Below are 13,567 nucleotides of genomic sequence, written 5' to 3'. Positions count from 1 at the left end.
GGTTGACTGCAACCGTTACAGCTTTTTACGCCGCATCGGTCTCAAGCGTTTGGCCAATTTCATTAGCGACTTGGCAACGACTTTGCGTGATGAGCCAATCTCCTGGAAATATGTACAGCCACTCTCGGGGGAGTTGAGCCGTTTCAAAGGCAGCCTCAAACTCAACATCCTCAAAGAAAGCTTACATGAAATCCACCCCGTGGACCTAGCCGACATCTTGGAGGAAATGGAGCACGAGCACCGTTTGAACGTCTTCAATGAACTGAATTTGGAACAAGCTTCGGATACCTTAGAAGAAATGGAGCCTCGGGTTCAACGCGAAATCATTGCTAGCATCGGGGATGAAAAGGCAGCCGAACTGATTGATGAGATGACTCCGGCCCAAGCCGCAGATGTGCTTTCGGTATTACCCGCAGCAGATGCTGACGATATCCTAGCGCTGATGGACGAAAAAGATAACGTCGAGAAAATCGAATCGCTCATGGACGAGCATGAGAAAGATATCTCTGATTTTGCTACCGACAGCATCATTACCTTCTCCCCAGAAACCAAGGTTGAGGAAGTCTTCAGCAAATTTCGGGAGGTTGCCAAGGATAAAGATGTGATTTGGTATGTTTACGTGGTATCTGGTGACAACCGGCTGTTAGGCATAGTTGACTACCATTCTATCCTGCGGGCAGCCCCGGATCGGCGACTGGACGAAATTATGGTAACAGGTGTAAAAACACTTCAAATGGCTGATAGGCTGAAAGATGCAACAGCCATGTTCGAGAGGTATGGATTCCGGGCCATCCCTGTTACCGATGAGAATGATGTACTTCAAGGAGTGATCCCTTGGCGGGATGTCATGCGACTCAAGCATATACAAGTATAGTATTTTAACTCTACAATCTCTCTGGTCAATGTACTTCGAGCAGGTGTCAAGAAGACAGACACATAGAGCGTTTCCTGGCAGTTAGATAGGGGCAATCCCCTGAGGCCGAATGATGCCAAGGATAGCCCAAGGCTTCTCTGGAGGGAATATCTCAGGTTGATCCATCATCATGCGAAGGTGCAGGTTACTGGGTTTGAAAAGTCTCAGGAACCTGTGAATCCGGACCATCCACAAACCCGTTGGCTGCCCTGTGGCTGTCTAACCACTGCCTCACTAACTACGCAACCACTGCCACCAAAGCCCTGTTGGCTCCCTGTTGGCAGGACCGCCACTGAAAGCCACAAAACTGTTGGCGGACGCCAAAATGTTACGTTGGCAATCGTTGGCTGGCTAGCCAAAGTCTAATGATTTCAAGAAATTGCTGGCATGGCATTCAAGAGGTCGTCGGTTCGATTCCGTCCAGCTCCACCATCAAATTTCTCAGATTTAAGGCCAGTTAGGATACCCTAGCTGGCCTTCTTCTTTTCCCAAATCCAATCAAGCGCGCAGGTGACATCACCACCTCATTAGAGGTCCTCATTCTTTCTTTGATTGCGGTCTGGTGGGCTGAACAGGCGCGGCGGTCGGCTATCTCGCAAACCAAGATAAGCGATTTTTTAGGGTTACACGCTAACTCTCAAGTGAGTGGCGAAGTTCAATCACCTTTTTAGAAAATTTTGGTGAGGAAACGATCGTGAGTTACATCGTAAGGGCATCGTCCTTTCCTTCGATGTAAACAAAATGTGTACACACAATATGTTGACAGGACTATTATTTTTTTTAAAAATAAAAAAAGATGAAAGTAGATAACTGTTAGGGCGGCTAGGTGGCTATATACTGAAACCACCTCTCCTTGTCGGATTATTGTCTTTATGTTGCTGCCAGACGCGTTTTTTTCGCGCAAAGTTCACTTGAATCTTTGGAGAGCTTTTATATGTACGTGGTAAAAGAAAGAGTTGATCTGTTCATATCGCCTGTATCAAGGATGCGTGTATGAAGCTTACGGTCAGTGAAGCGGCAAAAATCTTGAATATGCCAGCGAAAGAAATATATCATAGAATAGATAGGGGGGCGATACCTGTATATAAGATCAATGAGGAATACCGATTCAACCGAGTTGAACTGCTCGAATGGGCCTCGTCTCAGCATATCAAAGTCGCTCCAGAGGAGTTTCTCAATATTGAGCCTGACATGGAGCGTCTGCCGAGTTTAACTGGAAGTTTGAATGCAGGCGGTATTTTTTACGGTGTAGACGGCGAAGACAAGGCTTCGGTCCTGCGGGCGGTAATCGACACGATCACATTCCCACCCGGGGAAGAAGTGGATAGGGAGTTTCTCTATCAAGTGCTGCTGGCCCGAGAAGCCCTTGGTTCCACGTGCGTCGGGGAGGGGGTCGCTATCCCTCACGTCCGCAATCCCCTGGTATTGCATGTCTCTCATCCATCGATTTGGCTGTGCTTTTTAAAACATCCGATTAATTTCGGCGCGCCTGATGGCTTGCCTGTAAACATTTTGTTTACGCTCATCAGCCCGACGGTCAGAGTCCATCTCCATCTTCTCTCCCGGCTGAGCTTCGCCCTGCTGGACAAGGAATTCAAGGCAGCACTCAATCGCCAGGCTCCCCGGGAGGAGCTGGTGGAGATGGTATTCCGCATAGAAATGGCGCAAACCGCCTTAAGCGACGGCAGCGCCGTGCCCATCCGATAATCCGGATCGTGTGCTTCATGCCATATTTCATCGCTCAAAACGGGATCGCTCATGGCTCTTAAGCTCATCATAGCCGCAGCGTGCCTCATGGGCACCAGCGGGTTTCCCGGGTTGTGTCTGAGCCGTGAATCGTCATTGGGCCAACGCATGGCGTCGGTGTTAATGTCGATGGGTGCGCTTGTCGGTTTGCTCGGTGTGTATCTTGGTCATGACGTCGAGGAAAGTGCGGCATTAATGGTGCCCTGGCCGGTTGCGATCCAATTGTCAGTCGGAGTCGACGGCTTGAGCGCTTTTTTTCTGGTCCCTGTTTTCTTGATTGGCGGCCTGGGTTCCCTCTACGGCCTGGGCTACTGGCGGCAGCGTGAGCACCCGAGAAGCGGCGGAAAACTAAGGCTCTTCTGGGGGCTACTCATGCTGGGCATGACACTTTTGGTTGTCAGCAGACACGGCATGACGTTTTTGCTCGGATGGGAGGTGATGGCCCTCTCGGCTTTCTTTCTGGTCAGCACGGAGGACAGACGCCCCGAATGCCAACAGGCCGGATGGGTCTACCTGATCGCCACGCATATCGGTACCCTCACCTTATTTGCCATGTTCACCCTGTGGCGTTCGGTGACAGGTTCATTCGATTTGACACCCACGACCATCGAAGCCACGAGCCAGGGTGCCCGGAACGTTCTTTTTCTGCTGGCTGTCCTGGGTTTCGGGCTCAAAGCCGGGATGATGCCTCTTCACTTCTGGCTTCCTAGCGCCCACGCTAACGCCCCGAGCCACGTTTCTGCTATCTTGTCCGGGGTCGTGCTGAAGACGGGCATTTACGGCCTGGTGCGGATGCTTTCCCTGTTGCCCGCCCCACCCGTGGGCTGGGGGGGGCTGGTGCTGCTCCTCGGTGTTGTCAGTGGCCTTCTTGGCGTGGTGTTCGCCCTCGGCCAACACGACCTGAAGCGATTGCTGGCCTATCACAGCGTCGAAAACATTGGCATCATCCTCATGGGCTTGGGTCTGGCAATGGTAGGCTGCTCAACCGGCCGCGCCGAATGGGTCGTATTGGGAATGGCTGGATGTTTGTTGCATGTCTGGAACCACGCCCTGTTTAAGTCGCTGTTGTTTTTTTGCGCAGGGTCGGTCCTCCACGGCACCGGCACCCGGGAGATCGACCACTTGGGCGGGTTGGCCAAATCCATGCCCTGGACAGCCGCAATGTTTCTGGTGGGCGCTGTAGCTATTTGCGGCTTGCCTCCGCTGAATGGGTTCGTCAGCGAATTCTTTGTTTACCTGGGGCTTATGAACAATGTTGTGGCCAAACATGCCGACGGCACAGGCCTGGTGCTGGCCATGCCGGTGTTGGCCATGATCGGCGCCTTGGCCGTGGCCTGCTTCGTGAAAGTGTACGGCGCGGTCTTTCTGGGAAACCCGCGCACAGGCGCAGCGTTGCGTGCCCATGAATCCCCTGTCTCCATGTTGGGGCCGATCGCGGTTTTGGGCGTATGTTGTGCCGTGATCGGACTGGCTCCGTCGCTTGTATGCCCTTTCCTCAATGCCGCAATAGCCAGTTGGATGCGCGCGAGCGGGCAGACGCCGGTACCTGTCCAAAACCTCGTTCCGCTCACAACCATCGGCGCAATGGCCATAGGCCTGTCCTGCCTCGTTGCCGTGGCCTGCCTGGTTGCCGCGTTTCGCAATCGCTCTTTGTATTCAACCGGCACCTGGGATTGTGGCTACGCACGGCCCACGGCCCGAATGCAGTACAGCGCGTCATCTTTTGCCCAGCCGATAGTTCGGATATTCCGCAGGATTCTCAAGCCGAGGATACATCTGCCCACTGTGGGAGGGGTGTTCCCTCGTCCGACTGCCATGCAAAGCCATGTCGATGACATCGTGATGGAGCGCATGCTTCTTCCCTTCGGCCGGTTCACCGAACGGTGGTTTCATAAAGCTCATCGCTTTCAACAGGGCCTGGCGCAAAACTATCTCTTATACATAGTCATCGTGCTGGTAGTGATGCTCATCGCGCTTATGCCCGCTGGGGAGTTTTACGCGCGCCTCTTTGTCCGTTGATGAGTAAGGCGCAGACCTGGAGCAAGACAATGCTCCAAACCGAGGTACATTTGTGATGTCTGGTGTGGGGATTATTCTGATGGGAGCGGGGTTGCTGTCCGTAAGTGGCGTGTGCGGCTGCATGTTCGCGGCTCGGTCGCTGGCGGGGCAGAGGCTTGCGACACTGGTTATGGCCTTGGGCAGTGCGTTTGGATTGTCTGGCATGTGGCAGGTGTGCACCGGGGCGGGTTCGCAATTCATCCAGCTGCCCTGGTTTCTTCCCTGGGGACATTTCTCCGTGGCCGCTGACCCAGTAAGCATCTTCTTCCTTGTCCCGGTGTTCATCATACCCACCCTGGGGTCATTGTACGGCTGGGAATACTGGAAGCATTCCGATCATCCACAAAGCGGGCGCCGGATCATCCTTTCATACGGGTTCTTGGCCGGAGCGATGGCCCTCGTCGTCCTTGCTCGTGACGGGGTGCTGTTTCTCATCGTCTGGGAGTGCATGGCCGTTTCCGCCTACTTTGCGGCAACCGCTGAGGAGAACAACCCGGATGTGCGCCAGGCCGGCTGGGTCTACCTGATCGCAACCCACATGGGTACTCTCTGCCTGCTGGCCATGTTTGCTCTGTGGAGGCACGCCACCGGGTCGTTCGGGCTGGAGGCAGCACAGGCGATACCAGGGGGCCTGGCCGGGAGCATATTCGTACTGGCCCTGATCGGTTTCGGGTTTAAAGCGGGGCTCATGCCCGTACATGTCTGGCTGCCTGGAGCTCACGCCAATGCCCCTAGCCACGTTTCGGCAGTGATGTCGGGCGTCATGCTCAAGATGGGGATATACGGCATCGTACGCATGACGGCGCTGCTTCCCATTGGGGAGGCGTGGTGGGGCGCTGCCCTTCTTGTCGTAGGGGCTGTCTCCGCCATGGTCGGCATCGCCTTCGCCATGGGGCAGCGGGACATCAAGCGACTACTTGCCTACAGCAGCATCGAGAATATCGGCATTGTGGCTATGGGCTTGGGGCTGGCTTTGCTCGGGCGTTCGTTCGGCAGGCCGGAGCTAATTGCTCTGGGGCTCGGTGGGGCGCTGTTTCACGTCTGGAACCACAGCCTCTTCAAATCCCTCCTGTTTTTCAATGCCGGCGCGGTGATCCATGCAGCACACACGCGGGACATGGACCGTCTGGGCGGCCTTGCCAAGCAAATGCCGAGGGTCGCCTCGCTATTCTTCGCGGGGGCTGTAGCCATTTCCGCGCTCCCTCCGCTCAATGGCTTCGCCGGAGAATGGCTGCTCTACCTCGGCTTCTTTCGTGGCCTGGACCAGTCCATGGGCAAGGCTGGAGCCGCTGTGGGCTTGGCTGCGGTCGTTCTGGCGAGCGTTGGGGCCATGGTCCTGGCTTGTTTCGTCAAAGCTTTCGGCTCGGTCTTTCTGGGTTCGCCACGGAGCGATACCATGCGCCACATCAACGATCCGCACCGGAGCATGCTCATCCCGATGGTGCTTCTCACTGCCGGATGCCTGGGGTTGGGCTTGGTTCCCATGGCGGCTGCACCGATGCTTGAAAAGGCAGTTCAGGCCTGGAGTGGATCGGAACAGCTTTTGAACATATCCTTTCTCGCGGCGTTCGCTCCCTTACCGTCAATCTCAGCCGTGGGGCTGCTTTTCGTGGTCATCGTGGCCGCGTTCATTGCCGTCGCCATCAGGCTGATTCAAACAAATCCCCCATGCAAAGCCCCGACATGGGACTGCGGCTACTCTCGGCCCACCGCCCGCATTCAGTATACCGGCACATCTTTTGTTCAGTCCCTTGTGCGCCTGTTCCGGTTCGTTCTCCTTCCGAAATTCATCAATCCTGCGTTGCGGGGCTATTTTCCGGAAAGAACCCAATTCCGAGTGGTTATTATTGATGTGGTCCTTGATCGTTTCGCCGTTCCACTTTTCCATGCCAGCGGGAGATTTTTTTCCTCCCTCCGTATTATGCAACAAGGACACACTCATCTGTACCTTATGTACATAGTAAGCATAGTTCTCATCTTGATGATGCTCGGATCTCTGTGAGGATTGCCATGCTCGACACGGTTATACATGTGATTCTGCTTTTGGTCATGCCACCGCTGCTTATTGGCGTGATCAACAAAACAAAGGCATGGTTCGGCGGCCGGGTCGGCCCTCCGTTGTTGCAATTGTATTACGATATTTTCAAACTGATGCGCAAAAGCATGGTGCTGAGCGACACGACCACATGGATCTTCGTTGCAGCCCCGCTCGTAACCCTGGCCGCTGTGCTGGTGGCAGGACTGTTGGTGCCCCTTGGGCATGCCCATGCCCCTATTTCCTTCGTCGGCGACCTGATCCTCTTTGCTTATCTTTTCGGATTGGCCAGATTCCTGACTACTGCGGCGGCGTTGGACACCGGGTCCTCCTTCGAAGGTATGGGTGCTTCCCGCGAGGTGACCTTCGCATGTTTCTCCGAACCGGCCCTGTTCTTCGCCTTTCTGGTACTGGCGAAAATCTCGGGATCGCTGACGCTGTCCGACATACTCCGCGCCACAGTGGACGTTTCCGTAACGGCCAGCGCCCCGCTGATATTGATTGCCATAGGGCTTTTCGTTGTTCTTCTGGCCGAGAACTGTAGGATTCCCGTGGATGACCCCAACACCCATCTGGAACTGACCATGATCCACGAGGTCATGGTGCTCGACCACAGCGGGCCGTTGCTTGGGGTGATCCTGTATGCGGCCAGCCTGAAGCTCTTCGTTCTCGGCGGCGTCCTGCTGCACATCATCACCCCGTCGTATGCGGCCATGCGCTGGTTCGACTGGCCGCTGTTCATGGTGCAGATGGTGTGTCTGGCCGCCGCTGTCGGTGTGGTGGAGTCGGTCATGGCCCGGCTCCAGATGAGGCACGTGCCGTATTTGCTGGTTTTCGCCCTGATTTCCTGCGGATTCGGTTTTCTCCTACTGATCAGGTGAGGCAATGGACAATTATCTCAATGGAATTCTCGTGCTGGTTCTCGTGTTGAACCTGCTGTCCCTTGGGACAAGCCGCATCAACACCATCATTAAGGCCGTGTCTGTCCAAGGGGCGCTGCTTGGCGTCATTCCCTTTGTCGTGCACCAGCATCTGACCCTACCGGCCATCATCGTGGCCGTGATGGCCATCGCCCTCAAGGGGGTCGTCATCCCTCTGGTCATGGTGCACGCCCTGCGCGAGGCGCAGATCAAGCGCGAGATCGAACCCATGATCGGGCTTATGCCCTCCATCATACTAGGCGCCGTAGCCACAGCGTTCTCCCTGCTGTTTGCAAGCCAGCTGCCTCTGGCCAGCGAGCATGTGGGCAAATTGCTGGTGCCCACGGCCATTGCCACGGTCTTCACCGGATTCATCGTGCTGATCACCCGGTACAAAGCTCTCACGCAGGTTGTCGGTTATCTGATCCTGGAGAACGGCATATACATCTTCGGCATGCTGCTGATCGAGGCCATGCCGTTCATCGTGGAATTGGGAGTGCTGCTGGACCTCTTTGTCGGTATTTTCGTCATCTGCATTATCGCCAACCACATCAACCAGGCGTTTTCCTCCATGGACACGCGCCGGTTGGTGACATTGAAGGAATGATGCCATGGAGTTCGCTCTGATTGCCACACCCCTTTTGTTGGCAGCCCTTTCGGCGCTGATCCCGTCGAACCGGTTGCGGCCATGGTTGCTGCCGGTGGCGGGGGTTGTGCACTCGGTCATGACCGCGTTTCTGATGGCTCGCCCCGAAGTGTCGGCCGGGTCATCCTGGTTGTACCTCGACCCCATTGGTCGAGTAATACTCCCGCTGGTCAGCGTTCTTTACCTATTGTGCTCCTTTTACGCCGTCGGAGTTCTGCACTACCGCCACAACCAAGCAAACCGCGTCTTCTGCGTCTGCCTGATATCCTTTCTGGGCATCATGACCATGGTGCTGTTGTCGCAGCACCTGGGACTCATGTGGGTGGGCATCGAAACCATGACCCTTACCACGGCCCCGCTCATCTATTTCAATCGCACGCCGCAAAGCATCGAGGCGACCTGGAAGTATCTCCTGATAGGCTCAGTGGGTATCGCCCTCGCGCTTCTGGGCACCTTTTTCTTGGCTTATGCCTCTCTGCATCAGGGAATTGAGCCCACGTTGAGTATCGAGGGAATGGTCCGCAACGCTCCCATGCTCTCCAAGTCCTGGCTGCATGCTGCGTTCGTGCTGCTGCTGGTGGGTTATGGGACCAAGATGGGGCTGGCGCCCATGCACACCTGGAAGCCGGACGCATACGGAGAAGCGCCGGGGGTGGTGGGAGCGATTTTTGCCGGCGGGGTCACGAGCTGCGCTTTCTTCGCCCTGCTTCGCGTGTATCATATCTGCCTGGCCGCAGGCGAGGGAGCCTACATCTCGCGGCTCCTGCTCGTAGTGGGATTCCTCTCCATGATCGTGGCCGGGCTGTTCATGGTCGGCCAGCGAGACTTCAAAAGGATGCTGGCCTATTCCAGTGTCGAACACATGGGCATCTTGGCCATTGGACTGGGCATCGGCGGCCCGGCCCTGTTCGGCACGTTGCTGCACGTGGTCACCAACGGCCTGACCAAGGGAGTGTTATTCCTCTCTGCCGGGAACATCCACCGGGCGTATGCCAGCAAGAACACCGACCAGGTGCATGGCGCCATTCACCGGCTGCCGCTTTCGGGCGGATTGTTTCTGGCGGGCTTCCTCGCGGTAACCGGGTCTCCCCCGTTCGGCCCTTTTGTCAGCGAGTTCTCCATCCTGAACGGTGCTTTTGACGGTGGGCACTACGCCACGGGAGGCTTTTTCCTGCTTCTTCTTCTCGTGGTGTTCATCGGCATGGGGGCAACTGTCCTTCGGGTCGTACAAGGGCGAGCTCCTGCCGCCGTCAATAAGAGCCCATACCGCGAAGGTCTGCTCACCACGGTTCCAGCCGTTCTTTTGATGATGCTCGTGCTGGCCCTGGGGCTTTATATTCCCGCAACCCTCACCGCTCTGCTGAACGACGCCGTTCGTTTCTTGAAGGTATGACCATGAACCACGAAAAGCTCCGGATGGTTACCTTGGTCAATGGGCAGTCCGTCGAACTAGACGCTATCGCTCTTCTGGCCCCAGACGCCTTTCAGACGGTAGTTGCCGACGCGGTGGACGTGGGGCAGCGGGTGGCTTCATTGTTCGCCGCTCCCGCTCGGCAGCGGGGAGTCACGCAGTTGTTCGCCGTCCTGGTGAACACGCAGCTCAGCAGGCTACATATCGTTCGGACCGAGATACACGGTGGGCAGTATCCATCGCTGACAAACCGCTGCCCGCAAGTGCATCTCTTCGAACGCGAGATTGCTGAACAGTATGGGATTAAGCCAGTGGGGCATCCCTGGTTCAAGCCCGTCCGGTATCATGAGTCCTGGACCGGACGGGATGCCTGGGACAGGCCTGCGGGAGAGCCGATCCTGCCGGGTGTCTGCGATTTCTACCGGGTGGAAGGGGACGAGGTGCATGAGGTCGCCGTTGGCCCGGTGCACGCCGGGATCATAGAACCGGGACACTTCCGCTTCCAGTGTCATGGAGAGCTTGTATTTCATCTGGAAATAGCACTGGGCTTCCAGCATCGCGGGGTCGAAGGGGCCTTGATCGGCGGTCCTGATGCGCGCTCAATCCATTATGCTGAGACACTGGCGGGCGATACGACCATCGCCCACACGACCGCCTACTGCCGGGTGATCGAGGCTTTATCCAAGTGCCGCAAGACGGCCCGGGCTCAAACGCTTCGAGGAATTGCCTTGGAACTTGAACGTATGGCCAACCATGTGGGGGATCTGGGCGCGCTGGCGGGCGATATCGGTTTTCTGCCCACCATGAGCTATTGCGGCCGCATACGCGGCGACTTCCTCAACATGACCGCGCTCCTGTGCGGCAACAGGTTCGGTCGTGGTATGGTATGCCCCGGGGGAGTCGGTTTCGACATGGACGACGCGCGAGTGGAGAAGCTGCTCCGCCAGCTTGATGCGGCTGAGAAAGACGCCACCGTTGCCATCGAGCTTCTTTGGGACACGCCCTCGGCCATGGCTCGATTCGAGAATATCGGCCGGCTGCCCAAGCAAGTGGCACTTGATCTTGGAATGGTCGGTCCGGCCGCGCGCGCCGCCGGGGTGGAAGTTGACACCCGCAATGACCAGCCATCAGGGGTGTTCCGTTTCACCCATATCCCCGTATCCACTTACGATACGGGGGACGTGTTTGGTCGCGCGTACGTCCGTTGGCTGGAAATACAGCACTCCATCCAGTTCATCCGGGAACAACTACATACCATTCCCTCGGGCGACATACTGAACAGGGCCGGATCGCTCTTGCCAAACCGCATTGCTGTGTCCCTGGATGAGGGGTGGCGGGGTGAGGTGTGCCATGTCGCCATCACTGACGATGACGGGCGGTTTATGCGCTACAAGGTGGTCGACCCCTCATTCCACAACTGGCCAGGGCTGGCTTATGCTTTAAGGAACCAGCAGATTTCCGACTTCCCGCTGTGCAACAAGAGCTTCAACCTGTCATATTGTGGGCATGACCTCTGATGATATGAGCAAGGAAAAGATATGTTGAACGTCATAGTATCCAGGCTGAAGCAGGGCCACCGGACGATGGTGTACCCCTCCGGGCCTGCCCCGGAACTGCCGGACAGGTTTCGGGGGCGCCCGTCGATCGATCCCGAGAAATGTCTCACGGGGTGCCGTCTCTGTAGCGATGTCTGCCCGGGGAAGGCCATCGTTGTAGCGGACATGGTCCGCATCGACATGGGCAGGTGTCTCTTCTGCACGGAATGCTCCACCGCTTGTCCGCAGCAGGCCATATCGTTCACGAATGAGTACCGCCTGGCCGCCCGTAATCGCCAGGACTTGATTGTCGTACCAGGAAAGCAGGAAGCACTCCCTGCTGCGCGACTCGACGACAGGCTGCTCGGCATGTTCGGCAAGTCCTTGAAACTGCGCCAGGTCAGCGCCGCGGGTTGCAACGCCTGTGAGGCGGATACGAACGTTCTGGGCACGATCGGTTGGGATCTGAGCCGCTTCGGCATCCAGTTTGTTGCGTCGCCAAGACACGCCGATGGAGTGCTAATTACCGGCCCTGTGAGCAGGAACATGCGCCTGGGGCTTGAGAAAACCTTCCTGGCCGTTCCAGAGCCTAAGATCGTCATTGCAGTGGGGGCGTGTGCCATTGCCGGGGGGCCTTATGCCGACCACGCAGAAGTGGAGAATGGTGCCGACAATATCGTTCGAGTGAATCTTTACGTCCCGGGATGCCCTCCACATCCACTAACAATACTTGATGGATTGCTGCGGCTGCTAAATCGTATTTGATTTCGTAGGCCAACTGCAAAACCAAGAAGGGATACGCTATTTACAGCTCGTAAATAAAATGCGTTAAATGAGATACCCATGTCTACCTTGAAGCAATTCTTAAACGACCTATGCTCCAACCAAAAGACAAGTCGTCAAATTTACGAAGCGACTTGCGAGCCATTTTTTTCAGAGAACAAGTATTGGGCCACGCTTCGTGCAGAGAGAATGGAAGTCTCTTGGGTGTGATCTTTCTCGAGAAAGAAAGGGATATGTTCAGCCTGAGAGCAAGAAGTAATAGTAGAAATAGTAATGTATTTTGTCTTAGCACGCTGCGAGCGGCTTCTCTGCGTGACCCTCTTAGATTCCATTGGCGTCAGGAGTGTAGGTCGTGTGTAAAACAGCTGTTCACTCGCAGGTATTACTGACTCCCCGTGGCCACCTAACGTATAGAATTTAGTAATTGTCAAGGCAAGAATTGGGTGGAGCCACATTCCCTTCACGCAGATTACCCGAATTCCCCAGTGTCCCTTGGTAGTAAACAAGCGCGAACAGGCAGGAGGCAATAGTGTATTATTTTAGGCATATGCATCAATGTGGCATTTACTGGAATGATATCTGCTTGTTATGCGCTGGGGTCACCATTTTTCGTCACTTTTTGCAACGATTTACCGGGTGGTAGGTGACATCCATCTGCAAAAAGAAAAATATTTTAAAGCGTTACCTTGGAGGCACCCATTCCTGGCATTCAAGAGGTCGTCGGTTCGATTCCGTCCAGCTCCACCAAAGATTTCAGGGGTTTGGTTTTAAGCCTAACCCCTGAAATCTTTATGTAGATAACACCCTGGATAACATGGAGGCCTGTACCTTTTGGAGGCGAGGGCCTTCCGGCGCTTCAGAAACTGGTGTCAGCTGAGGCTAGAAGTTCCGCCACTCGTTTCTTTTCGCCCGCCATTTCCTGATAATAGACATTCGCCGTCATCACGGTGCTGGAGTGCCCCGTCTGCTTGGAGACGGCAGCAAGGTCGCCGCCGCGCGAAAGGAGAGTCGTCGCGTACAGGTGCCGGATGTCGTACGTGATAACATCGTAGGTTATTCCAGCAGCTTTGCATGCCGTCCTGAAGGATCGGCGGTGGCAGGTCACAGGTTTGCACCTGTACTCGACCAGGTGGTCGGTCATGGCCTGTGCCTTCATTAGCGTCAGGCGGGCCAGGAACGCATCAGAGACGTGTACGTTGCGCCAGGTCGTTGGTTTTGGTGGCATAGACTCGCACAAGGCCGTTTACGAAGTCCACATTGGCCCAGGTGAGCGCCAGCCACTCAGATTCGCCAGTGCGGACGCCCAGGTTGAAAGCCAAATCCATGGCCCAGCGCAGGTGGGGAGGTGCTTTGTCCATGATGTGGATCAGGTCGATAACCGTCAGCATGGAGCGCCTGGGTTTCTCTTTCGGCATTTTCCAGAGTGCAAATGGGTTTTTCTCAAGATATCCATGATTAACAGCGAATTCGAGCATGATCTTCATGGATGATAGGTATCTGGATCTCGTTGTCGGGCTTTT

General features: G+C 55.7%; 11 protein-coding genes. 9 read left to right on the top strand and 2 right to left on the bottom strand.

The genetic code is table 11. The annotated features are described in order from the left end of the window. From HY795_11725 to HY795_11685, 9 genes are all read left to right on the top strand, one after another. The coding region (locus tag HY795_11725) for a magnesium transporter (GenBank protein ID MBI4805892.1) at positions 1 to 874 on the top strand (874 nt) is incomplete at its 5' end. Between the two features lie 1,032 nt (positions 875 to 1,906). Beyond that, positions 1,907 to 2,620 (top strand): PTS sugar transporter subunit IIA, encoded by a 714-nt coding sequence (locus HY795_11720; GenBank protein MBI4805891.1) that lies wholly within the window; start codon positions 1,907 to 1,909, stop codon positions 2,618 to 2,620. 51 nt (positions 2,621 to 2,671) lie between these two features. Beyond that, complete coding sequence (locus tag HY795_11715) at positions 2,672 to 4,678, top strand: hydrogenase (GenBank protein ID MBI4805890.1); 2,007 nt, start codon at positions 2,672 to 2,674, stop codon at positions 4,676 to 4,678. 202 nt (positions 4,679 to 4,880) lie between these two features. Next, entirely contained in the window at positions 4,881 to 6,719 is a 1,839-nt protein-coding gene (locus HY795_11710) for a hydrogenase (protein ID MBI4805889.1), read from the top strand. A gap of 8 nt (positions 6,720 to 6,727) precedes the next feature. Beyond that, complete coding sequence (locus HY795_11705; GenBank protein ID MBI4805888.1) at positions 6,728 to 7,633, top strand: NADH-quinone oxidoreductase subunit H; 906 nt, start codon at positions 6,728 to 6,730, stop codon at positions 7,631 to 7,633. 4 nt (positions 7,634 to 7,637) lie between these two features. After that, positions 7,638 to 8,279: a hydrogenase gene (locus tag HY795_11700; protein ID MBI4805887.1), complete on the top strand. Its 642-nt coding sequence runs from the start codon at positions 7,638 to 7,640 to the stop codon at positions 8,277 to 8,279. A gap of 4 nt (positions 8,280 to 8,283) precedes the next feature. After that, positions 8,284 to 9,711: a hydrogenase gene (locus HY795_11695; GenBank protein ID MBI4805886.1), complete on the top strand. Its 1,428-nt coding sequence runs from the start codon at positions 8,284 to 8,286 to the stop codon at positions 9,709 to 9,711. A gap of 2 nt (positions 9,712 to 9,713) precedes the next feature. Beyond that, a complete protein-coding gene (locus tag HY795_11690; GenBank protein MBI4805885.1) occupies positions 9,714 to 11,246 on the top strand; it encodes an NADH-quinone oxidoreductase subunit C in 1,533 nt (510 codons plus the stop codon). A gap of 21 nt (positions 11,247 to 11,267) precedes the next feature. After that, entirely contained in the window at positions 11,268 to 12,029 is a 762-nt protein-coding gene (locus HY795_11685) for a 4Fe-4S dicluster domain-containing protein (GenBank protein MBI4805884.1), read from the top strand. A gap of 874 nt (positions 12,030 to 12,903) precedes the next feature. Here HY795_11685 and HY795_11680 read toward each other — a convergent pair. Together HY795_11680 and HY795_11675 are read right to left on the bottom strand one after the other, a co-directional pair. Next, positions 12,904 to 13,188 (bottom strand): tyrosine-type recombinase/integrase, encoded by a 285-nt coding sequence (locus HY795_11680; protein ID MBI4805883.1) that lies wholly within the window; start codon positions 13,186 to 13,188, stop codon positions 12,904 to 12,906. 40 nt (positions 13,189 to 13,228) lie between these two features. Continuing rightward, positions 13,229 to 13,462: a hypothetical protein gene (locus tag HY795_11675; protein MBI4805882.1), complete on the bottom strand. Its 234-nt coding sequence runs from the start codon at positions 13,460 to 13,462 to the stop codon at positions 13,229 to 13,231. Between the last annotated feature and the right edge of the window lie 105 nt (positions 13,463 to 13,567).

Origin of the sequence: Desulfovibrio sp. (assembly GCA_016208105.1) — a bacterium.
Classification (GTDB): domain Bacteria; phylum Desulfobacterota; class Desulfovibrionia; order Desulfovibrionales; family Desulfovibrionaceae; genus Fundidesulfovibrio.
This window is presented reverse-complemented; position numbering and strand designations above follow the sequence as displayed.